The following is a 21,126-nucleotide window of genomic DNA, read 5'->3' as shown; positions in this document are numbered from 1 at the left end:
TGGCGGGCGTGCGGCTCAGGACGTCCGGCCGCCGCCGGCCGCGACGAGCTTCAGCAGGGCCTCGGCGGCCGTCTTGACGTGCTCGCTGTCGCCGGGCAGCACGAAGATGCCGCGCGCTCCCCAGCCGGGCGAGACGTTGTACTTGGTGCCGTTCACCGTGAGGGCCACGGTCTTGCCGCGGGTGAACCGCACGAGGTTGCCCGCCACCTGGGGCAGCGGGGAACTGTCGATGGGCTGCTGGTCGCTGCCGAGCAGCGTCAGCGTGCCCTTGTCGACGATCACGTAGCCGTGCTGGGCAACGGGCTTGAGGCCCTTGCCTATCTGCACCTGATCGAAGACGTACTCCGGCTCGGCGCTGGTCATGACTCGCCCCCTGGCGATTCGTTGGGTTGGATGGTCAGCGTGCCCGCGATGTCGTCGGCCGTCTCCTCCATCGACGCACCGAGCGTCGGGCTCGACCAGGTGACCGTCAGTTCGACGAAGCCCTGGTCGTAGCCGGGCGGCACCACGTAATACGAAACGTACTCGTTCATCACCCGGCGGCCGTCCTCGCTCCGCTCGTTCAGCACCAGTTCGTGCACGCGGCAGGCCGGTCCTGCGGGCAGTTCGACGATGCTGACGAGGGGGTCGCGGTAACGGTAGGGCTGCGGCTGGGCCGCGAGCGCGGCCATCGCCTCGACCGTGCTCTGGTCCGCGGGCGCGGGCACCGGCGCGACGAACGCGGTGACCGGTACCAGCGGTCGCGAACTGAGCGGCTCCGGCGGCACGTAAACGGCGATGGGCGACGCCTCGCGCTCCAGCGCGCCGTCGCGGATCACCTGCAACTCCGGGTACACCGCCTCCGCGTAGTCCTGGCTCAGCTCGCCACCGCGGTCGGCTACCGTCTGGGCGGCCTGCTCGGCCGTGTCGGTGGCCTTCATGTCCAGCTGAATCCAGAACTCCTCCGGATGCTGGAACGCGGCCACCCACGGGTGGGCGGGCTCCTTGGTCAGCGCATCGGTCACGGCGTCGCAGCTCCTTTTCCGCCGGAGGCCGCTCCCCCGGGCTCCATGTTCGGTGCCGGTCCGGCCTGGACCAGCCGGTTCAGCGACCACTTCCGGACGGCGCCCCTGACCGCGTACGGTACGGCACCGATGGCGAACGCCAGTCCGAAGATGACGAGGAACAGCGGTCCCTCCACATCGCCGCCCGCCCCGACGAAGAAGGCCGGGACCACACCCACCGCCACCACCGACGCCATCAGCGCCGAGTAGGCGAACGTGTCGTTCAGCGCGTAGTCGCCCGTGCGCCACGGGCGCGCGGTGCGGTCCGCCTCCTGCCGGCCGGGAAAGGCACGCAGCGCCTGCCGGCGCAGGCCGATCCCCGCCCGGTGGCAGAAGTCCGCGAGCCGCGTCAGCTGCGGGTCACCGCCGAACCAGGTGTCCCCGTGCAGGAACGCCAGCACCGCCTGCCGCCTGTCGACGAAAGCGACGCCCCACGGCCGCCCGCCGTCCTGGAGCACCACGGCCTCCCGCACCCCGAGCACCGGGTCGCCGGGCGGCGGCAGGCGCCGCTTCACGTTCTGCGCGGTGCGCAGTTCGAGCGCGTCCGCGACCAGCCGGAGCGACGACCTGCGCAGGAACCCCTGGGTCACCGGCACGCCGGGGCTCGGCCGCAGCTCGGCCACGGCCGGCTCCTCCCCGCGCGGCGCGGCGAGGCCGAGCAGGAACGCGGCCCCGGCCGTGCACAGCGCGAAGACCAGGAACGGCAGGGAGACCAGGAGCTGCCAGACGCCCTCCCCCGAGCCGAAGCCGCCGACCGCGAAGGCGGCGAGCGTCAGCACGAGAAGCTGTGCGAGCGCGAAGAACAGCAGCAGCACCGCCGGCCCGTCCCTGGGGCCTGGCCGCAGCGTGCCCGCGAACTCCGGGGCGCGCGGCGGCTCCTGCCCGGGGGACTCGTGCACGGCAAGGCCCTGGTGCCGCAGGAAGTCGGCCATCCCGGACAGTTCGAGGAAGTCCTCGCGCCTGGAGTCGTTCCTGACCGAGGGGAACGTGTCGGGCGCGTCGAGCGTCACCGGCACGGCCCCGTTCGGCAGCCAGTCGCTCGGCACGAGGCAGGCGAGCGCCCGCCCTGTGCTATCGCAAAGGTGTACGCAGCCGCCGGACTTGTTGATCGTGCCCTTGCCGAGGTCCCGCAGCCTGGCGCGGGCCGCCGAGGAGCAGGGCCGCCCCTTGAGGTGCACGGCCGAGGCGACGCCCCGCGGGCCCAGCGGCCAGGCGTGGGTGCGCGCACGCCCGCGCACCACAAACCGGCCCTCCTCGGCCGCGACCCGCGCCCGCCGCAGCACGCCCCAGCGCACCAGAGGGCGCTGGGCCGCGAACAGGGCGGGCTGCACCGCGTTCACCGTGCGCCGGCCCCCGCCGTCTCGTTCACCAGCGGGTGGTCGCCGTCGGAGAGGCCGGGCCAGTCCGCAAGCGAGCCCACGCCCTCCACGCCGAACAGGCCGATGTTGCTGGCCGCGGCGCCTGCGGCGGCGGACCCGGCGACGGCGCCGCTCGACGCGCCAAGTCCGCCGACGTCCGCACCGGCGTTGGCCGCGCGTCCCAGGGCCAGCGCGTCATCCGCGGCACCGGCCTGGCCGAAGAACTGGTGCGCGCCCGCCTGGAGCGAACGCCCGAGACCGGCTTCGCCGATGGTGCCCGGGATGTTCCGCAGCCCGGCGAGGCCCTGGGAGAAGCCGGTGCCCCAGTTGCTGCCTTGGCGCAGGACGCTCATGCCCTGCGCCACATCGCCGCCGAGGCCGCCGAATCCCGCGCGCCCCCAACCCAGCAGGCCCGACGGACGGGCGAACGTGCCGCCGGCCCGGCCGGCCAGCGCGGCGCCGTCGCCGACGACGTCCGCCGCGATGGCGTTCCGCGCGGCCCGGTTGCCGGTGGAGATGCGCATGACGTTGCGGAACGCGCCGAAGCGGGCGACACCGCCCGCGCGGCCGAGCGTCGAGGTCAGAGCCCGGCCGGCGCCGAAGGTGAGGATGCCGATGAGGTCGAGGCCGACGTTCAGCCACTTGCCCTGGAGGGCGTTGCCGATCAGGGAGAAGACGCCCGCCACCAGCCCGATGACGCCCAGGATTCCGGCCAGGGCCTGCCCGATGACCGGAATCCAACTGACAAGCAAGGCAAGCACCCCGCAGATGGCGGCGATCCTCCCGGCCCATTCCCCGATGACGATGAGGACGTTCTTGATGACGTCGAGGACTTCCCCGACCCTGTCCCAGAAGCCGTCCTTCAGGCCGTCGCCGCCGATGAAGTCGCCGATGGCGTCCGCGGCGCGCTGTGCGGCGGCGTCCTTGTCCTCGATGACCTCCCGCAGCCTGGTCCGCAGCCGGTTCAGCTCGGCCTGGGCGCCGTCCAGTTGTCCCTGGAGGCTGTTGACCTGCTGGTCGGCCTGGTCGGCCAGGTCCTCGGCATTGTCGGCGTCCGAGTCGGCCGCCTCCTGCGCGTCCCGCTCGGCACCCTCAAGACGGCTGCCCAGGCTGTTGATCTGCTCCTGGGCCTCCTGGGCCTGGGTGCGCAGCGTGAGGCTCTCGTTCTGCGCCTCCTGCAGCTCGGGCCAGTAGCCGGCCAGCGCGGTGGCGGCGGCGTCGTAGCGGCCCCAGGCCTTCCAGACGTCATCGGACAGCTCGGTGGCCTTCTCCCGGAAGGCCGTGCCGGCATCGGACTGCCAGCCGCTCTCGCTGTCGGTCACCTCGCCAAGCAGCGTGCGGGCGCGGTCGATCGCGTCCGCCGTGCGCCGGTAGCGCGCGGCGGCCTCCTGCACCATCTCCCAGTCCCCGGGGATCGGGTCGCGCCCGTCCTCCCTCAGCGGGAACCAGTCCGCCGGCCTGCCGCTCACCCGTTGCCCCCTTCGAGCGCGCGGACCAGCTCCTCCTCGATGCCGTCATACCCGTCGGCGGCCTGCTGGGCCTTCTCGACGAAGCTCTCCAGGCTCTCCATCAGCTTGTTGCGGTGTATTCGCCAGTTCTCCGAGAACTGCTCCAACTCGTGGGCCAGGTCGTCGTGACTCACTTGGTCGGCGTAGTCGGACGCGATGTCCTCCGAGTTCTCGAACTCGGTGGCGACCATGCGCAGCTTGTTGGCCAGCTCGCGGACTTCGTCCACGGTGACATCGAGGTCGGCGGACATTCCCCCTCTTTCCTCACATTCGCGGGTCCGGCCAGCCGCCCGCTACTTCTACTTCGACCACCGGAACGAACCGGCGATGGCATCGAACATCTGCACCTGCGCATCGGCCAGCTCCCGCAGCGGGGCGCTGAACGTCAGCACCAGCCACGCGGTCGAGCGCGGCACGGGCAGATAGAACTCCAGCAACGTATTGGGACGCTCTTCACTCTGTCCCAGTTCCTTGGAATCGTCGCTGAGTTCGAGTCGGCGGCTGCGCACGGCCTCGCCGGACGGCAGCTGCACGACCGAAACGTCGGCGTCACCGCGGTACTTGTCCCGGATGCCGTCGGCCAGCATGGCCGTCGGCAACTGCTGGGGCATCGAGGGGTCCTCCGGCTCGGCCGTCACCATGAGGCTGGCGGGAATCGGCACGCCGAGCGCCGCATGGGTGGAGAGGTAGATCTCGATGGCGTCCCGTTCGGCCGCGGAATCCGTGACATTGGTCATGAGCTCGCGCAATTCGCGCCGCTTCGTGGCCATTTCGTCCCGGTTCGGGTACGCGAGGTCCACCAGCACGGCGACGGCCCTGGCCCGCTTCTCCTCGGAGCGCAGGGGGATGCGGAACCAGTCCGTCGGCGTGATCATGTGGTAACGGGTGGGCGGAGCGACGCTTTCCGCTTCTTTGCCGCCCTCGGCTTTGCCGCCCTCGGCGCCCGCCTCGGTCCCGCCGTCCCCGGCCTCGTCCCTCACGTGTTCATCCGCCAGTGCCACGCGGAACTCCCCCGGTCGATCGCACACATACACATCAGTGTGGTGACCGTACCCAATCGGCCGATGCGCCAGCAACGGAGGGGGCGGACCGGTCAGCCGATTCCGGTGAGCCCTCCGCCGTCCTCCCCCTCACCGCCGTCCCCGCCGCGCTCGTCCTCGTCCTCGTCCTCGTCCTCCCGGTCGATGAGCACGGGGGAGCCGTGGTGCGACCACACCTTCCACCCGCCGTCCCCGGCGCGGCGGAAGACGTTCGTCGCCACCACCAGGCCGCCGACCAGCGGCCCCGCCGAGCCGTCGGCCTCCGCCGGGCCGCCACTGAGGATGTTCTCCGTGCAGGTCACCAGCGCGGTGTCGCCGAGGACCGACACCTCGACGTCGGTCAGGAAGAACTGGATGTACTCGGTGTTCGCCATGATCAGCGCATAGGAACGGATCACCTCGCCACGCCCGTTGATCACCGGCCAGCCCGGGTGCACCACGCTCACGTCCTCCGCCAGCCAGTGCTCGGCCATGGCGTCCAGGTCGCCGCGCTCCAGCGCGTCGTACAGCGCGGTGTTCGCCGCGGCAACCGCCTCGACGTCCGTCCGCGCCCCGCTCACCGGGCGCCGCCCGCCGCGCCCGCCGCGCCCGCCACGGCCCGGACGACCCGCACCGCGTCCGCGCTGGCCCGCACCTCGTGCACGCGCACCGCCCACGCGCCCGCGTGCGCCGCGAGCGCGGACACCGCGGCCGTCGCCGCGTCGCGCTCGCGCGCCGGCGGCGGCGCGGCACCCGGCCGGGCCAGCGCCCGGCCCAGGAACCGCTTGCGCGAGGCCGCGATCAGCACCGGCAGCCCCAGCTCCGCGCGCAGCCGGCCGGTCGCGGCGACCAGGGCCAGATCGTGCTCGGCCTGCTTGGCGAAGCCGAGGCCCGGGTCCGCGATCAGCCGCTTGGGGTCGATGCCGCCCGCGACCGCCCGTTCCACGCTGGTCCGCAGCTCCGCCACCACCTCGCCGACCACGTCCGCGTAGACGGCCCTGTCGTTCATGTCGATGCTCTGGCCGCGCCAGTGCATCACCACGAACGGCACCCCCGCCGCCGCCACCGCGGGCACCATCGCGGGGTCGGCCCGGCCGCCGCTCACGTCGTTGACCAGGTGCGCGCCCGCCGCCACCGAGGCGCGCGCCACCGAGGCGCGCATCGTGTCGACGCTGACGACGACGCCAAGGCCCGCCAGCTCCCGCACCACGGGAACGACCCGCCGCAGCTCCTCCGCCTCGTCCACCCGCGTCGCGCCCGGCCGCGTCGACTCGCCCCCGACGTCGATCAGATCCGCGCCCTCGGCCACCAGGTCCATGCCGCGCTTGACCGCGGACTCGGCGTCGAACCACCGCCCACCGTCCGAGAACGAGTCCGGTGTGATGTTGACCACCCCCATGACCGCGCAGCGGTCCCAGCGGGGCAGGCCGGACACGTGACCGTGCGAGTAGCTCATGCCCCCAGAGTAGGGGCTGCGCACGCCCCGCCGGACGGCGTTCGCCGCCGGAACGGGGCGGGAACAGCCCGGCGGCGGGTGGTGCTGACCGAGTGGGCCGGGCGTCGCAGGTAGATTCGAATTCCCTTCAGTTTCCCTTCAGTGGCTCAGCCGGCGGGCCACCGACCGATCGGAGTGATCGCCGTGGATCGCATCACCCTGCGCGGCCTGCGCGCCAAAGGCTTTCACGGAGTGCTGCCGCGGGAGCGTGCCGAAGGGCAGCTGTTCGTCGTCGACGTGGTGCTGGGTCTCGACACTCGGCCGGCGGCGGCCTCGGACGACCTCGCGCGGACGGTCGACTACGGCGCGGTCGCCGAGGAGGTCACCGCAGTCGTCTCCGGCCGGCCGTGTGACCTGCTGGAGACGCTGGCCCAGCGCATCGCCGACCAGTGCCTGTCGCACGGCGCGGTGCGGGAGGCAGAGGTGACGGTGCACAAGCCGCAGGCGCCGATCACCGTTCCTTTCGACGACGTGACCATCACCATCAAGCGGAGCCGAGCATGACCCCCAGCAACGCCGCTTCATCCCCCGACCCGACCGTGCAGCCGGTACCGGCCTCGGTGGTCCAGCAGGTGGACGCCGCCGACTCGACGCTGCACAACCCGAAACGCGCCGTCCTCTCCCTCGGCAGCAACCTGGGCAACCGGCTGGAGACCCTCCAGGGCGCGGTCGACGCGCTCGCCGACACCCCGGGGCTGCGCATCAAGGCGGTGTCCCCCGTCTACGAAACCGACCCGTGGGGCGTCGATCCCGGCAGCCAGCCCACCTACTTCAACGCCGTCGTGATCCTCAAGACGACCCTGCCGCCGTCCTCCCTGTGGGAGCGCGCGCAAGCCATCGAGGAGGCGTTCGAACGCGTGCGGGACAGCCGCTGGGGTCCGCGTACCCTCGATGTGGACATCGTGACCTACCAGGGCGCCGTCTCCGACGATCCGGCGCTCACCCTCCCGCATCCGCGGGCCCACGAGCGGGCGTTCGTCCTGGTGCCGTGGCACGATGTCGACCCGGACGCCGAGGTCCCCGGCCACGGCGCGGTGGCCGGCCTGCTTCCCGCACTGGCCGGACAGGGCGTCAGGTTTCGCGCGGACGCCACGCTGGCGCTCCCGGACTAGCGGCCCACCGGCCCGGGGGACGCCGGCACCACTGCCACAGGCACGACTTCACGACGAGGGGCGCGAACAGCGGTGAACCAACTGCGGATCGGGACACTGGCCGGGCTGTTCGCGGCCGCCGTCGGGCTGAGCTGGGCCGGCGCGGGGCTGTGGGAGTCCCTGGGCAACACACCGCCCGCCGTACCGCTGCTCTCCCCCGTCATCCTCGCCCTGATCGCCGCCGCCCTGCTGGCGACGGCCCTGTCGCTGCGCTCGCGGCTGCGCGCGCAGCACGAACGCCGCCCGGGGGCCAGACCGGTGGACCGGATGATGGCGGCCCGCGCGGTCGTGTTCGGCCAGGCGAGCGCGCTGGTCTCGGCCCTCGTCGCCGGCGCCTACGGCGGCTTCGGCCTCTTCCTCGTCATGGAGCGCCTCGACGTGGCCAACCGCCGCGACCAGGCCATCTACGCGGGCCTCGCCGTGCTGGCCGGCGCCGCCGTGGTCGCCGCCGCCCTCTTCCTCGAACGTGTCTGCCGCCTGCCGGACGGCGACGAGAACGGCGAAGGCAACGGCAACGGCCCGATGGGCTCCCCCGTCTGACCGGCGCCGGCGCGCCGTCGGGTCAACGCGTGCGCGCCGGGGCGCCGAGGGCGCTGTCCAGCTCCACCTCGGCCCGCGAGATGTCCTGTGCGTCCGCGTCGATCGACCGGCGCAGCGCCTCGTGCAGGCTGCTCGGCGTCAGCACGCCGAGGAACCGGTCCTCCTCGTCGAGCACGGCGATCCAGCCCGCGTCGTACTGGAGCATCATGCTGAACGCCTTCTTCAGCGAGGCCCCCAGCGGCAGCCACGCCTCCATCCGCCGCGCGTGCCCCGCGACCGGCCCCGACGCGTCCGCGGCGCCCCGTTCCTCGTCCTCGGGGATGGGCACCCAGCCGTGCAGACCGTCGCTCTCGTCCAGCACCACCGCCCAGCGCGCGCCCTCCGCGCGCATCCGCGCGACGGCCCGGGCCATCGGGTCCGCCAGATGCACCACCGGCGGCTGCTCCAGGTCGCCCTTCTCCACCGGGGTGACCGACAGCCGCTTCAGCCCGCGGTCGCTGCCGACGAACGAGGCGACGTAGTCGTTCGCCGGGGCGCCGAGCACGGCGGCGGGCGAGTCGAACTGCTCGATCCGCCCCTGCCCGTACACCGCGATGCGGTCGCCGAGCCGTACCGCCTCCTCGATGTCGTGCGTGACGAACAGCACGGTCTTGCGCACCTCGGCCTGGAGCCGCAGGAACTCGCTCTGGAGCCGCTCGCGGACCACCGGGTCCACCGCGCCGAAGGGCTCGTCCATCAGCAGCACCGGCGGGTCCGCGGCGAGCGCCCGCGCCACGCCGACCCGCTGCCGCTGCCCGCCGGAGAGCTGATTCGGGTACCGGTCGCCGTGGACCGCCGGGTCGAGGCCCACCAGGTCGAGCAGCTCGGCGGCGCGCTGCCTGGCCTTGGCCTTCCGCCAGCCGAGCAGGTGCGGAACGGTGGCGGTGTTGTCCAGCACGGTGCGGTGCGGGAAGAGGCCCACCTGCTGGATGACGTAGCCGATCCGGCGGCGCAGCTGCACCGGGTCGTGCTCGGCGACGTCCTTGCCGTCGAACAGGACGCGGCCCTCGGTGGGCTCCTCCAGCCGGTTGACCATCCGCATGGTGGTCGTCTTGCCGCAGCCGGACGGCCCGACCAGGGTGACCAGCTCCCCCTCGGCCACCTCCAGGTTCAGATCGTCGACGGCGACCGTCCCGTCCGGGTAGCGCTTGGTCACATGCTCGAACCGCAACATGTTCATCATTCTGTCAGGTTCACCGTCTAGGGTGTTGGAACATGAGTACGGTTAGGGCCGAGAGCTGCCTGACGAGGAACGAGTGGGTCTGCGGCGAGTACGTCAGCAGCCGCTCGGACGAGCTGGGCGACGCGCTCGTGGAGCACGTACTGATCACCGTCGGGGCCGTATCCCTCGCCGTGCTCGTCGCCTTCCCGCTGGCCCTGCTCGCCCGCAGATGGCGGCTGGCGGCCGGGCCGATCCTGAGCCTGACCACCATCCTCTACACCGTTCCCTCGCTCGCCATGTACGCGCTGCTGCTGCCGGTCTTCGGCATCTCCGTCTCGGTGGTCGTCTGCGGCCTGGTGCTCTACTCGCTGACCGTCCTCGTGCGCAATATGCTCACCGGCCTCCAATCCGTGCCCACCGAGGCCAGAGAGGCGGCGCTCGGCCTCGGCTACGGCCGCCTGCGGCTGCTGCTCGCCGTCGAGCTGCCGCTGTCCCTGCCCGCGCTGATGGCGGGCGTGCGCATCGCGACCGTCTCCGCCGTCTCCCTGACCACCGTCGGCGCGATCGTCGGCCACGGCGGCCTGGGCAACCTGATCTACTCCGGCATGGACAGCTACTTCAAGGCCCAGGTACTGACCGCCTCCGTCCTGTGCGTCCTGCTCGCCATCGCCTCCGACCTCCTGCTGCTCGGCGCGCAGCGGCTGCTCACCCCCTGGACGCGCAACCGCGCGCCCCGTCGCGAGCTCCAGCGCGATGCCGTGCTCGACGTTCCCGGGAGGGCCTGACCATGGGCACGATCCCCGACGCGTGGGAGTGGCTGACCACCGGCGCGAACTGGTCCGGCGAGGCCGGCGTCCGCCACCGGCTGGCCGAGCACCTCTACCTGTCCGGCATCTGCCTCGCCCTGGCCTGCGCCGTGGCCCTGCCGCTGGCGCTGTGGCTCGGGCACGGCGGCGGCCGCCGGTTCGGCGGCGCCCTCGCCATCAACATCTCGAACGCCGGCCGCGCCATCCCCACGTTCGCCGTGCTGGTGCTGCTGACCCTCGGCCCGCTCGGCCGCCACGGCGACCTGCCGACCATCGTGGCCCTGGTGCTGTTCGCGGTGCCGCCGCTGCTGACCAACGCCTACATCGGCATCGCCGAGGCCGACCGCGACGTCGTCCAGGCCGCCCGCGGCATGGGCATGTCCCGGTGGCAGCTGCTCACCCGCGTCGAGGTGCCGCTGGCGTTCCCGCTGCTGATGACCGGCGTGCGCACCGCCGCCGTACAGGTCGTCGCCACCGCCACCCTGGCCGCCCTCGCCGCGGGCGGCGGCCTCGGCCGGATCATCACCGCCGGCTTCGCCACCTACGACACCGCGCAGGTCGTCGCGGGCGCCACGCTGGTGGCGGCCCTCGCCCTGGCCGTCGAGGGCCTGCTCGCCCTGGCCCAGCGGCTGCTCGCCCCGGGCCGCGCCACCCGCCGGGGGCCCCGCGACGCCCCCGCACCGCCCGCACGACCGCAACCCGACCCCGTTGAACGGAGCACCACGTGACCGCCATCCCCGTCCGCCGCCGGCCCGCGCTGCTCGCCGCCGGCACCGCCACCGCCCTCGCGCTGACCCTGGCCGCCTGCGGCGGCGACAGCCTGGAAGAGGAGGAGGGCGGCAGCGGCACCGAGGAGAGCGCGGGTTCGCTCACGATCGGCGGCGCCAACTTCACCGAGGCCACGATCATGACCGAGCTGTACGCCCAGGTCCTCGAAGAAGCCGGCTACGACACCACCATCACCACCACCGAGGGCCGCGAACTGTACGCGCCCGAGCTGGAGAGCGGCGCGATCGACGTCGTTCCCGAGTACGCCGCCACCATGGCCGAGTACTACAACGCCCAGGAGAACGGCCCCGACGCCGAGCCCGTCGCCTCCCCGGACGTCGAGGCCACCGTCACCGTGCTGCGGGAGCTGGCGGAGCCGCGCGGCCTCACCGTGCTGGACGCGGGCGAGGCCGTCGACCAGAACGCGTTCGCCGTCAGCGAGGAGTACGCCGAGGAGCACGGCCTCACGACCCTGTCCGACCTCGGCGAGGCCGGTCTGCCCGTGCGCATCGCGGCCGGCGAGGACTGCCCCACGCGGCCTTTCTGCCAGCCCGGCCTTGAGGAGACGTACGGCATCGACATCACCGCCGTCGACCCGCTGGGCGTCGGCACCGTCCAGGCCAAGCAGGCCGTGCAGGACGGTGACGACCAGCTCGTGCTCGTCACCACGACCGACGCCACGCTCGATGACTTCGGCCTGGTCCTGCTCGAGGACGATCAGAACCTCCAGCTCGCGGACAATCTGCTGCCCGTCCTCAACACCGAGACCGCGAGCGACGAGAATGTCGCCGCCGCCCTCGACGAGGTCACCGCCACGCTCACCACGGACCACCTCATCGAGCTGAACCGGCAGGTCGACTCCGAACGCCGCAAGGCCGACGAGGTCGCGCACGACTACCTGGTGGAACAGGGCCTCATCGAAGGCTGACTCGCACATAACGGCCACGGCACAACCACCAGGGCACTCTCCCGCGGGCACGCGGCGTCACGGTAAGTTTCGCTCATGGCACGTGGACGTCACCGCTCCTCAGCACTGCACAAGGTGCTGATTCCGGCCGGACTCGGCACCCTGGCGCTCGCCTGCGCCGGCGGCGCCTGGCTGCTCGGGGACGGGGACGACGCGATAGCGCTGCGCGCCCTCGTCGCCGTCGCCGCGGCGACCACGGTCGCCTGCGCCGTTCTGCTGCGGCGCTGGGATCTGGCGGCCGGGCGGCAGGTCGCCCGCGAGCGGGCGGCCAAGGCCGGCCTCGCCTGGCAGATCGAGGAGCGGCAGGCCGAGCTGGAAGAGGCGCAGGAGCAGGTCACGGCGCTGGAGGAGAAGATCCAGGGCAAGCGCCTCGACCTCGGCCGGCTGCGTTCCGAGCACGCCGACCTGCTGCGGCGCTACGCCACCGCGGAGAGCGAGCGCGCCAAGGCCCTGGAGGGCCGCAGGCAGTTGGCGCTCGAAGCGGCGCAGCCCGCGAAGGCGCTGCCCGCCCAGGCCACCGACCACCGCACCGCGGGCGGCGCCCCCACCCCGCTGACCTACCGGCAGGCGCACGAGGCGCTCGCCGCGCTGACGCGCAGCGCGGCACGGCAGCGCGCGGCCAGGGAGGCCGGGGAAGAAGCCGGGAAGACACCGGAGAGCCGGGACGCCCACCAGGCGCCTCAGGCGGTGGCGCCGCCCCCGCCGCGGTCGGGGTCGGGCTTCGACTTCTTCGGCTCCGGCACCCCCCACGGACGCCGGGACGCCCCGCGGCCCGAGCAGGCGGGACAGACCGGACAGGCCGGACAGACCGGAGAAGCCGGCAGGGAGACCAGCGGCAGGGGCCGGCCGGGGCGCTAGCGGGCGAGGATGAGGCTCATCGCCTCGGCCCGGGTCGCCGCGTCCCGCAGCTGGCCCCGCACCGCCGAGGTGGTGGTCTTCGCGCCGGGCTTGCGCACCCCGCGCATGGTCATGCACATGTGCTCGCACTCCACCACGACGATCACCCCACGCGGCTCCAGAATCCGCATCAGCGAGTCGGCGATCTGCGTGGTGAGCCGCTCCTGCACCTGGGGGCGCCTGGCGAACACGTCCACCAGCCTGGCCAGCTTCGACAGGCCGGTGATCTTGCCGCTGCTCGACGGGATGTATCCGACGTGGGCCTGACCGACGAACGGCACCAGGTGGTGCTCGCAGGACGACAGCACCTCGATGTCCTTCACCAGCACCATCTCGTCGTGGCCCAGGTCGAAGGTCGTGGTCAGCACGTCCTCCGGCCGCTGCCACAGGCCGGCGAAGATCTCCCGGTAGGCACGCGCCACCCGGGCCGGCGTGTCCCGCAGACCGTCGCGGTCCGGGTCCTCGCCCACCGCGATGAGCAGCTCGCGTATCGCGTCCTCGGCTCGCTTCTCGTCGAACTCACCGATCGGGCCCTGCCCGAGCCCCTCCTCGCCCGCCGGCGTCACCGCGTCGGTCATGTGCTCCTCGTTCTCTCGTGCGAACCGGCACGCCCCGGCAGAGACACGGCCGCGCCCCTCACCTTAGAACGTGAGGGGCGCGGGAGGCATTCCGGTCACTCGTCGCCGCGGGACTCCTCCACGGACTCCAGTGGCGCGGCGCCCTTCTCCAGGCTGCCGTTCGCCAGGTTGATCCCCTTGGTGGGGAACGTCACCGGCGGCCGGGTGGAGGGCGTGCGGCGTGCCGAGCCCGTCCAGGCCGGGCGCGGCGGACGCTTGATCACCGGCTGGAAAACCTCGGCCAGCTCCTCCTTGTTCAGCGTCTCCTTCTCCAGGAGGGAGAGCACCAGGTTGTCGAGGACGTCGCGGTTCTCCACCAGGATTTCCCAGGCTTCGTTGTGCGCGGCCTCGATGAGCTTCTTGACCTCCTCGTCCACCAGGCCGGCGACCTCCTCGGAGTAGTCGCGCTGGTGGCCCATCTCCTTGCCGAGGAACGGCTCGGAGTTGTCGGTGCCGAACTTGATGGCGCCAAGACGCTCGGTCATGCCGTACTGCGTGACCATGGCCCGCGCGGTCGTCGTCGCCTTGTCGATATCGTCGCCCGCGCCCGTGGTCGGATCGTGGAAGACCAGCTCCTCGGCCGCGCGCCCGCCCATCATGTACGCCAAGCGGTCGAGCATCTCGTTGCGCGTGGTGGAGTACTTGTCCTCCTCCGGCAGCACCATGGTGTAGCCCAGGGCCCGGCCCCGGGAGAGGATCGTCACCTTGTGCACCGGATCGCTGTTCGGCGAGGCCGCCGCCACCAGGGCGTGTCCGCCCTCGTGGTACGCGGTGATCATCTTCTCCTTCTGACTCATGATCCGCGTCCGCTTCTGCGGACCCGCGACGACCCGGTCGATCGCCTCGTCGAGGAACTTGTTGTCGATGAGCTTCGCGTTGCCACGGGCCGCCAGGAGCGCCGCCTCGTTCAGCACGTTGTTCAGATCGGCACCGGTGAAGCCGGGGGTGCGCCGGGCGACCGCCGACAGGTCCACATCGGGCGCGACGGGCTTGCCGCGCTGGTGCACCTTCAGGATTTCGAGACGGCCCTGCATGTCCGGCCGGTCGACCGCGATCTGCCGGTCGAAGCGGCCCGGGCGCAGCAGCGCGGGGTCGAGGATGTCCGGCCGGTTGGTCGCGGCGATCAGGATGACGCCGCCCTTGACGTCGAAGCCGTCCATCTCGACGAGCAGCTGGTTGAGCGTCTGCTCCCGCTCGTCGTGCCCGCCGCCCATGCCGGCACCGCGGTGACGGCCGACCGCGTCGATCTCGTCGACGAAGACGATCGCCGGGGCGTTCGCCTTGGCCTGCTCGAAGAGGTCGCGGACGCGGGAGGCACCCACGCCGACGAACATCTCGACGAAGTCGGAGCCGGAGATCGAATAGAAGGGAACGCCTGCCTCGCCCGCGACCGCGCGGGCCAGGAGCGTCTTGCCGGTACCGGGCGGGCCGTAGAGCAGCACGCCCTTGGGAATCTTGGCGCCGACGGCCTGGAACTTCGCGGGCTCCTGCAGGAACTCCTTGATCTCCTGAAGCTCCTCCACGGCCTCGTCCGAGCCGGCCACGTCGGTGAAGGTGGTCTTGGGCGTGTCCTTGGTGATCAGCTTCGCCTTCGACTTGCCGAAGTTCATCACCCGCGACCCGCCGCCCTGCATCTGGTTCATCAGGAACAGGAAGACGATGATGATGAGCAGGAACGGCAGGATCGACAGCAGCATGCCGACGAACGGGTTCTGCGACTTGGGAGAGACGGTGTACCCGTCGGTGATCTGGTCGTCCTGGAACTTCGACTGGAGCATCTGGGCGATGTCCCAGCCCTGCTCGTCGATGTAGTTGGCCTGGACCTTATTGCTGTCCTCGATCTCCTGCCCGTTCTTGAGCTCGACCCTGATGGTCTGCTCATCGCCGGTGGTGAGCTCGGCGGACCTGACCTGGTTCTGGCTGATCGCCTGGACGACCTCGCCGGTGTCCACCTTCTTGTAGCCCTCGGACGAGCTGAACACCTGCATCAGCAGAATCACGGCAAGGACGGCCAGCACGATCCACATAACTGGCCCACGGAAATAGCGCTTCACGTCTATCCATACGGGGCGGCGCGGCCCCGTCCCTCCTGCCACGTAGAGGCACAGCCCCCGGATGGGATCTGCTGTGCGCGCGGTGTCGGCCGTAGTGCGCCCGGCCTTGTTTCAGCTGACCTACCGCGACGGTACCCCAGCACTGCCGCCCAGCGCTGCTGGGCGTGGGCAGCCATCGCTCTGCCCAACTCAACGGTAGGGCATCGCATGGTGTTCCCGGCTATCCGTTGTAGACGTGCGGGGCGAGGGTGCCGACAAAAGGAAGATTGCGGTACTTCTCGGCATAGTCGAGGCCGTACCCCACCACGAACTCACTCGGAATGTCGAAGCCGACCCACTCGACGTCGATATCGACCTTCGCCGCGTCCGGTTTGCGGAGCAGCGTGCAGACCCGCAGCGACGCGGGCTCGCGGGAGCCCAGGTTCGAGAGGAGCCACGAGAGCGTGAGCCCCGAGTCGATGATGTCCTCGACGATCAGCACGTGCCTGCCCTGGATATCCGTGTCCAGGTCCTTCAGGATGCGCACCACACCGGAGGACTGCGTGCCCGCCCCGTAGGAGGACACCGCCATCCAGTCCATCGTCACCCGGGACGACAGGGTGCGCGCGAGGTCGGCCATGACCATCACCGCGCCTTTCAGGACCCCCACCAGCAGGAGCTCCTTGCCCGCGTACTCCGCGTCGATCTTCGCGGCCAGCTCCACGAGCTTGGCGTCGATCTCTTCCTTGGTGATGAGCACCGACTCCAGGTCGGCCCCCAGGTCCGTCTCGTGCACCCGATGCCACTGCTCTCTACTGGCTACTGGTTCGCCTGCTGGAGGACCAGTCTGCCACCCTGCCGTTTGGCCTCGACGCGGCCCGGCAGATTCAGCGGGCTCTGCCCGCGCCAGGCGGTGATGAGGCGGTCGGTCTCCTCGATGTGGCGGGCGAACAGCGAGCCGGCCGGGGCGCCGGCCGCGATGGCGGCCCGGCGCAGCACGCGGCGCCTGACGGCCGGGGGCAGATCGTGCAGGGCGGCGATCTCCAGCGTCCCGTCGGGGCGCGTCGCGGCCCGCTGGGCCTCCAGGGCCCAGGCGTCGAGCGCGTCCGCGTCGTCGCGCGAGAGCTGCGCGGTGCGGGCCAGCGCCTCCACGACCCCGCGCCCGAGCGCCTTCTCCAGCACGGGCAGCGCCTCGTGGCGCACGCGGGAACGGGTGAAGGCGGGATCGGCGTTGTGCGGGTCGTCCCAGACCGGAAGGGCCTGGACGAGGCACGCCTTGCGGGTGGTCTGGCGGTCGACCGCGAGGAACGGGCGGCGGTAGCGGGTGGCCGCGCCGCATGAGCCCGACAGGCCGCCGGAGACGGCCGCCATGCCGGAGAGTGAACGCGTGCCCGAGCCGCGGGCGAGTCCGAGCAGGACGGTTTCCGCCTGGTCGTCGCGGGTATGGCCGAGGAGCACGGCACCTGCGCGGTGCCGCTCGGCGGCGGCGTCGAGGGCCGCGTACCTGGCGGAGCGGGCGGCGGCCTCGGGGCCGCCGGCGCGGCCGACCGAGACGGCGACGGTTTCGACGGGGGCGAGGCCGAGTGCGGTCAGCCGTTCGGCGACCTCGCGGGCGCGGGCGTCGGAGCCGGCCTGGAGGCCGTGGTCGACGGTGATGCCGCCGGCCCTGACACCGAGCCGGGGCGCCTCGAAGGCGAGGGCGGAGGCGAGCGCCATGGAGTCCGCGCCGCCGGAGCAGGCCACGAGGACGAGCGGGGCTTCTCCGGCACGGGCATCGTCGAGGACTTCGTGCAGGACGCGGCGGACCGCCAGGCGTATCGCAGCGACCGCGGGGTGGGGACCCATATCCGAATCACTTCTTTCTGGACGCTCAGGCTCGGAAGCGCTGTCACGCTGGGTACGTAAATGGTGACAGAGGAGGTCTGTTACCCGAGCATCGCACGCCAGGCATGGCGCGACGGTCCCTCATACGAGTGATTCTGAACGAATCCTGCAACCTATGCCGCGGTCGGCTTCACCCGGGCGACCCACTGCTCGGGGCGGGAGATCTCCTCCTTGCTCGGCAGCGTGTTCGGCGAGGTCCACACCTTGTTGAAACCCGTCATCCCGGCCTGCTCCACGACCTGGCGAACGAAGCGCTCGCCGTCGCGGTACTGCCGCAGCTTGGCGTCCATGCCCAGCAGCCTGCGCAGCGCCCGGTCCAAGCGGCCCGCGCCGGTCTGCCGACGCCGCGTGAACTTCTCCCTGATCTCCGCGACCGAGGGGACCACCGCGGGCCCCACTCCGTCCATCACGAAGTCCGCGTGCCCCTCCAGCAGCGACATCACCGCCGTCAGCCGGTCGAGGATCTCCCGCTGCCGCGGCGTCTGCACCAGATCGACGATGCCGAGCCCGCCGTCGCCCTCCCCCGCCGGCCCGGCCGCCTCCTCCTGGCCTTCCTGACCGCGGCCCGTCATGGACTGCGCCGCCTGCCGGAAGCGCTCCAGCAGCGTGGCCGGGTCCACGTCCGCCTCGCCGAGGAACGCCTGGATCTCGCTCTCCAGGTGGTCGCGCAGCCACGGCACGGCCGTGAACTGCGTCCGGTGCGTCTCCTCGTGCAGGGCCACCCACAGCCGGAAGTCGTGCGGATGCACGTCCAACTCGCGCTCCACGTGCACGATATTGGGCGCGACGAGCAGCAGCCGCCCGGCGCCCGCGGCACCGGGCCCGCCACCGGCCGGCAGCGACGGGCTGGCCGGGGCGAACGTCTCGTACTGGCCGAGGACCCGCGAGGACAGGAACGACAGCAGCATCCCCACCTCGACGCCCGTCACCTTGCTGCCGACCATCGTCAGCGCGGCCCCGCCCGGCAGGCCCGACCGGCGCTCGCGCATGCGCGCCATCAGCGGCTGGAGGACGGCGCGGAAGCCCGCCACGTTCGCCCGCACCCAGCCGAGCCGGTCCACGACCAGCACCGGGGTGTCCACGGCGCCGGAGCCGAGACCGGTGAACTCGCGGACGTGCGCCTCCGAGGCACTCGCGTGGTCCCGCAGCTCCGCGACGATCGCGCGCGCCTCGTCGCGGCTCACCTCCGGGCCGGGACGGGTGATCCGTGTCGCGGTGGACACCGCGAGATTCCAGTCGACCAGGTCCGTTCCACCGAGACTCGTCATGCTGTCAACGGTACGGTGCCCGCCGCGAAAGCGGATAGGGCACCGGAGCAGGCGCCGCCGCGCTACCGGCAGGCGCAGGTCGCGAGCGCCGCCGCGGCGGCGTCCAGGGCATCCTGCGCCCCGTCGGCACTGGTGGTCTCGGAGGCCAGGAACGCGAACGCCAGCACCCGGCCGTCCGGGGTCGCCGCCGTGCCGGCCAGGGTGTTCACGCCGGTGAGCGTGCCCGTCTTGGCACGGACCAGACCGGCACCCGCGCCGCCGGAGCCGTCGTAGCGGGCGGTCAGGGTCCCGGTGAAACCCGCGACCGGCAGGCCGGTCAGCGCGGAACGCAGCTCGGGCCGCTCCGGGTCGGCGGCCAGGGCCAGCACGCGGGTCAGCAGCGCGGCGGTGAGGCGGCCGTCGCGGTCGAGGCCGCTCGCGTCGGCGATCCGCACGTCGCCGAGCGGCAGGCCCAGTTTCTCCAGCCGCGCGGTGAGCGCCCGGTCGACGCCGCGGAAGTCGGCCGCCTCCCCGCCCGCGATGGCCGTGGCACGCGCGATGGCTTCGGCCAGGTCGTTGTCGCTGTACGTCAGCATCCGCTCGACCAGCGAGGACAGCGGCGCGGAACGGTGCACCGCCAGCGGCTCGGCGTCCTCGGGCGCGGTGTGCCTGCCGGGCGAACGGCCCTGGACGTCGACGCCGGCCTCGGCCAGCAGACCGGCGAAGGTCCTGGCCGCCTCGGCCGCCGGGTCGGCCGTCCGCGGGGCGGGGCCGTGGGTGCTGCCGTCGGTGCGGCCCGCGTTCAACTGGAGGGGGGTGATGGTCGCGATGTTCGTGTTGCCTGCCCCGATCGGGTGATGCTGCTCGCGCGGGTAGCGGGAGATGTCGTACGCCACGCGGGCGGTCCGGACGTCCTGCGCCGCCAGGGCTTCGGCGGTGCGGGCGGCCAGCCCTTCGAGGTTGCTCGCGGTCAGCGTGGTGTCCCCGCCGCCGACCAGTACGACGCGTTCGTTCTCCGCGTCCCACACCACCTCGGTGGTCAGCCGGTGCTCGGGCCCCAGGGCGTCGAGGGCGGTGATCGCGGTCACCGACTTGGTCGTGGAGGCGGGCGCCCGCCCGGACCTGGCGTCCACCGTGTACAGGGCCTCGCCCGTGGCGACGTCGACGACCGCGCCCGTCGCCTGCCCGCCGAGCGCCGGGTCCGCCAGGAGCGGCGCGAGGGTACGTTCGACCGCCGCGGCGGACAGCGGGCGGCCCGCGCCGCCGTCCAGCGGCGGCAGCACGGGCGCCGCAGCGGGTACAGTGCCTGCAACACGCTCCGCATCCGCACGCTTACGTTCCAAGTCGGCGGCCTGGTCGCGTTCCGCTGTGCGCTGTCCGGCGTCCCACGGCCCGGCCAGGGCGACCGCCCCGGCGGAGATCGCGAGGCCCGCCGCGGCCGAGCCGATGGCCAATCGCCAGGCGGCACGGTGCTTTTGAAGCGCTTCCGCTGCCCTGCGCACTGTACGGACCAGCCCCTTTCGCGTGCGGACACCTGCGTGAGGGACACTTAACCACCTGTCGCATGCACAGATCGGCTAAGGAGTGTCCCCAGTGGAGTTCGACGTCACCATCGAGATCCCGAAGGGTTCGCGGAACAAGTACGAGGTGGATCACAAGACGGGGCGGATCAGGCTGGACCGCCACCTCTTCACCTCGACTGTGTACCCGGCGGACTACGGGTTCGTGGAGGGCACGCTGGGCGAGGACGGAGATCCGCTGGACGCACTGGTGCTTCTGGACGAGCCCACGTTCCCCGGCTGCCTGATCCAGTGCCGCGCGATCGGCATGTTCCGCATGCGGGACGAGGCGGGCGGCGACGACAAGCTGCTGTGCGTCCCCGCGTCGGACCCCCGGATGGAGCACCTGCGGGACATCCACCACGTCAGCGAGTTCGACCGGCTGGAGATCCAGCACTTCTTCGAGGTCTACAAGGACCTGGAGCCGGGCAAGTCGGTCGAGGGCGCCAACTGGGTCGGCCGCGCGGAGGCGGAGGCCGAGATCGAGGCGTCCTTCAAGCGGCTCGCGGACGCGGGCGAGAGCCACTGAGACGAGCCGGTCGCCGCGCGAGCGGCACCGGCGGGCGCGGGTGCGGTGTGCCGGGGCGCGCGAGGTGCGGGTGTGAGAGCCTGACCGGAGAGCTCGACCTGCTCCTGGACGAGGTGCGCCGTACCCAGCCATGACAAGACGGCGCGGGGAGTCTTGTGATGGCTTGGATCGTTCTGGTGATCTCCGGCGTGCTGGAAGCCGTGTGGGCCACGGCCCTCGGCAAGTCCAACGGGTTCTCGCGGCCGCTGCCGACGGCCGTGTTCGGTGCCGGGCTGGTGCTGAGCATGGCCGGTCTCGCCTACGCGCTGCGGACCCTGCCGGTGGGCACCGGGTACGCCGTGTGGGTGGGCATCGGTGCCGTGCTCACGGCGGCCTGGGGCATGGCGTTCGAGGGCGAGGCCGTGAGCGTGGTGAAGGTCCTGCTGCTCGCGGGGATCGTCGGCTGCGTGATCGGGCTGAAGCTCGCCCACTGAGCCGCCCGCCGCCCAGGGCCGCGCGGCCCTG

The 21,126-nt window shown here is 72.2% G+C and carries 24 protein-coding genes and 1 riboswitch; of the genes, 9 read left to right on the top strand and 15 right to left on the bottom strand.

Going from position 1 to position 21,126, the window contains the following annotated elements:
* Nucleotides 1-15 precede the first annotated feature (15 nt).
* The 8 genes from RM779_RS30470 to folP form a co-directional block, all read right to left on the bottom strand.
* Nucleotides 16-363, bottom strand: a complete 348-nt coding sequence (locus RM779_RS30470) for a hypothetical protein (protein WP_311621023.1) — start codon at nucleotides 361-363, stop codon at nucleotides 16-18.
* Entirely contained in the window at nucleotides 360-1,004 is a 645-nt protein-coding gene (locus RM779_RS30465; RefSeq protein WP_311621022.1) for a hypothetical protein, read from the bottom strand. Before RM779_RS30465 ends, RM779_RS30470 begins: the two co-directional genes overlap by 4 nt.
* Nucleotides 1,001-2,374 (bottom strand): hypothetical protein, encoded by a 1,374-nt coding sequence (locus RM779_RS30460; protein ID WP_311621021.1) that lies wholly within the window; start codon nucleotides 2,372-2,374, stop codon nucleotides 1,001-1,003. The genes RM779_RS30465 and RM779_RS30460 overlap by 4 nt, the downstream gene beginning before the upstream one ends.
* A 5-nt stretch (nucleotides 2,375-2,379) precedes the next feature.
* The gene (locus tag RM779_RS30455) at nucleotides 2,380-3,870 is read right to left on the bottom strand and encodes an AAA family ATPase (protein ID WP_311621020.1); all 1,491 of its coding nucleotides are present in this window, start codon (nucleotides 3,868-3,870) and stop codon (nucleotides 2,380-2,382) included.
* Nucleotides 3,867-4,160, bottom strand: coding sequence for a type VII secretion target (locus tag RM779_RS30450; protein WP_077059762.1), 294 nt, complete (start codon nucleotides 4,158-4,160; stop codon nucleotides 3,867-3,869). The genes RM779_RS30455 and RM779_RS30450 overlap by 4 nt, the downstream gene beginning before the upstream one ends.
* Before the next feature lie 48 nt (nucleotides 4,161-4,208).
* On the bottom strand, nucleotides 4,209-4,910 hold the full coding sequence (locus tag RM779_RS30445) for a hypothetical protein (protein ID WP_311621019.1): 702 nt from the start codon (nucleotides 4,908-4,910) through the stop codon (nucleotides 4,209-4,211).
* Nucleotides 4,911-5,002: 92 nt separating this feature from the next.
* Nucleotides 5,003-5,509, bottom strand: a complete 507-nt coding sequence (locus tag RM779_RS30440; protein ID WP_311621018.1) for a nuclear transport factor 2 family protein — start codon at nucleotides 5,507-5,509, stop codon at nucleotides 5,003-5,005.
* Nucleotides 5,506-6,384 (bottom strand): dihydropteroate synthase, encoded by an 879-nt coding sequence (gene folP, locus RM779_RS30435; RefSeq protein ID WP_311621017.1) that lies wholly within the window; start codon nucleotides 6,382-6,384, stop codon nucleotides 5,506-5,508. Before folP ends, RM779_RS30440 begins: the two co-directional genes overlap by 4 nt.
* 183 nt (nucleotides 6,385-6,567) lie before the next feature.
* On the opposite strand from folP, the gene folB reads away from it, so the two are divergent.
* The 3 genes from folB to RM779_RS30420 all read left to right on the top strand — a co-directional run bounded on the left by folB (nucleotide 6,568) and on the right by RM779_RS30420 (nucleotide 8,114).
* Nucleotides 6,568-6,927, top strand: coding sequence for a dihydroneopterin aldolase (gene folB / locus RM779_RS30430; protein ID WP_077063340.1), 360 nt, complete (start codon nucleotides 6,568-6,570; stop codon nucleotides 6,925-6,927).
* Entirely contained in the window at nucleotides 6,924-7,535 is a 612-nt protein-coding gene (folK, locus tag RM779_RS30425; RefSeq protein ID WP_311621016.1) for a 2-amino-4-hydroxy-6-hydroxymethyldihydropteridine diphosphokinase, read from the top strand. The genes folB and folK overlap by 4 nt, the downstream gene beginning before the upstream one ends.
* Nucleotides 7,536-7,607: 72 nt before the next feature.
* Complete coding sequence (locus tag RM779_RS30420) at nucleotides 7,608-8,114, top strand: DUF3180 domain-containing protein (RefSeq protein WP_311621015.1); 507 nt, start codon at nucleotides 7,608-7,610, stop codon at nucleotides 8,112-8,114.
* Nucleotides 8,115-8,136: 22 nt separating this feature from the next.
* Here RM779_RS30420 and RM779_RS30415 read toward each other — a convergent pair whose 3' ends face one another.
* Nucleotides 8,137-9,327 carry an ABC transporter ATP-binding protein gene (locus RM779_RS30415; RefSeq protein WP_311621014.1) on the bottom strand — a complete coding sequence of 397 codons (1,191 nt, stop codon included), beginning with the start codon at nucleotides 9,325-9,327 and terminating at the stop codon, nucleotides 8,137-8,139.
* A gap of 41 nt (nucleotides 9,328-9,368) precedes the next feature.
* Here RM779_RS30415 and RM779_RS30410 point away from each other — a divergent pair, with 41 nt between their 5' ends.
* From RM779_RS30410 to RM779_RS30395, 4 genes are all read left to right on the top strand, one after another.
* Complete coding sequence (locus tag RM779_RS30410; RefSeq protein ID WP_311621013.1) at nucleotides 9,369-10,100, top strand: ABC transporter permease; 732 nt, start codon at nucleotides 9,369-9,371, stop codon at nucleotides 10,098-10,100.
* Between the two features lie 2 nt (nucleotides 10,101-10,102).
* On the top strand, nucleotides 10,103-10,849 hold the full coding sequence (locus RM779_RS30405; RefSeq protein WP_311621012.1) for an ABC transporter permease: 747 nt from the start codon (nucleotides 10,103-10,105) through the stop codon (nucleotides 10,847-10,849).
* Entirely contained in the window at nucleotides 10,846-11,817 is a 972-nt protein-coding gene (locus RM779_RS30400; RefSeq protein ID WP_311621011.1) for an ABC transporter substrate-binding protein, read from the top strand. The genes RM779_RS30405 and RM779_RS30400 overlap by 4 nt, the downstream gene beginning before the upstream one ends.
* Before the next feature lie 75 nt (nucleotides 11,818-11,892).
* The gene (locus tag RM779_RS30395; protein WP_311621010.1) at nucleotides 11,893-12,714 is read left to right on the top strand and encodes a hypothetical protein; all 822 of its coding nucleotides are present in this window, start codon (nucleotides 11,893-11,895) and stop codon (nucleotides 12,712-12,714) included.
* Here RM779_RS30395 and folE read toward each other — a convergent pair.
* The 6 genes from folE to dacB all read right to left on the bottom strand — a co-directional run bounded on the left by folE (nucleotide 12,711) and on the right by dacB (nucleotide 19,988).
* Complete coding sequence (gene folE, locus RM779_RS30390; RefSeq protein WP_311621009.1) at nucleotides 12,711-13,331, bottom strand: GTP cyclohydrolase I FolE; 621 nt, start codon at nucleotides 13,329-13,331, stop codon at nucleotides 12,711-12,713. The two genes, RM779_RS30395 and folE, sit on opposite strands and share 4 nt — an antisense overlap.
* 95 nt (nucleotides 13,332-13,426) lie before the next feature.
* Complete coding sequence (gene ftsH / locus RM779_RS30385) at nucleotides 13,427-15,430, bottom strand: ATP-dependent zinc metalloprotease FtsH (protein ID WP_311621072.1); 2,004 nt, start codon at nucleotides 15,428-15,430, stop codon at nucleotides 13,427-13,429.
* A gap of 214 nt (nucleotides 15,431-15,644) precedes the next feature.
* Complete coding sequence (gene hpt / locus RM779_RS30380; protein WP_311621007.1) at nucleotides 15,645-16,199, bottom strand: hypoxanthine phosphoribosyltransferase; 555 nt, start codon at nucleotides 16,197-16,199, stop codon at nucleotides 15,645-15,647.
* Nucleotides 16,200-16,222: 23 nt separating this feature from the next.
* Nucleotides 16,223-17,248, bottom strand: coding sequence for a tRNA lysidine(34) synthetase TilS (gene tilS, locus RM779_RS30375; protein WP_311621006.1), 1,026 nt, complete (start codon nucleotides 17,246-17,248; stop codon nucleotides 16,223-16,225).
* 152 nt (nucleotides 17,249-17,400) lie between these two features.
* Nucleotides 17,401-18,555, bottom strand: coding sequence for a zinc-dependent metalloprotease (locus tag RM779_RS30370; RefSeq protein ID WP_311621005.1), 1,155 nt, complete (start codon nucleotides 18,553-18,555; stop codon nucleotides 17,401-17,403).
* 62 nt (nucleotides 18,556-18,617) lie between these two features.
* Nucleotides 18,618-19,988, bottom strand: coding sequence for a D-alanyl-D-alanine carboxypeptidase/D-alanyl-D-alanine endopeptidase (gene dacB / locus RM779_RS30365; RefSeq protein WP_311621004.1), 1,371 nt, complete (start codon nucleotides 19,986-19,988; stop codon nucleotides 18,618-18,620).
* Nucleotides 19,989-20,127: 139 nt separating this feature from the next.
* Here dacB and RM779_RS30360 point away from each other — a divergent pair, with 139 nt between their 5' ends.
* Together RM779_RS30360 and RM779_RS30355 are read left to right on the top strand one after the other, a co-directional pair.
* Entirely contained in the window at nucleotides 20,128-20,622 is a 495-nt protein-coding gene (locus RM779_RS30360; RefSeq protein ID WP_077059776.1) for an inorganic diphosphatase, read from the top strand.
* Between the two features lie 84 nt (nucleotides 20,623-20,706).
* A riboswitch (guanidine-III (ykkC-III) riboswitch) is annotated at nucleotides 20,707-20,770 on the top strand.
* 10 nt (nucleotides 20,771-20,780) lie between these two features.
* Nucleotides 20,781-21,095, top strand: coding sequence for a DMT family transporter (locus tag RM779_RS30355; protein ID WP_077059777.1), 315 nt, complete (start codon nucleotides 20,781-20,783; stop codon nucleotides 21,093-21,095).
* The last annotated feature ends 31 nt before the right edge of the window (nucleotides 21,096-21,126 follow it).

Source organism: Streptomyces johnsoniae (genome assembly GCF_031845565.1).
GTDB lineage: Bacteria > Actinomycetota > Actinomycetes > Streptomycetales > Streptomycetaceae > Streptomyces > Streptomyces johnsoniae.
This window is presented reverse-complemented; position numbering and strand designations above follow the sequence as displayed.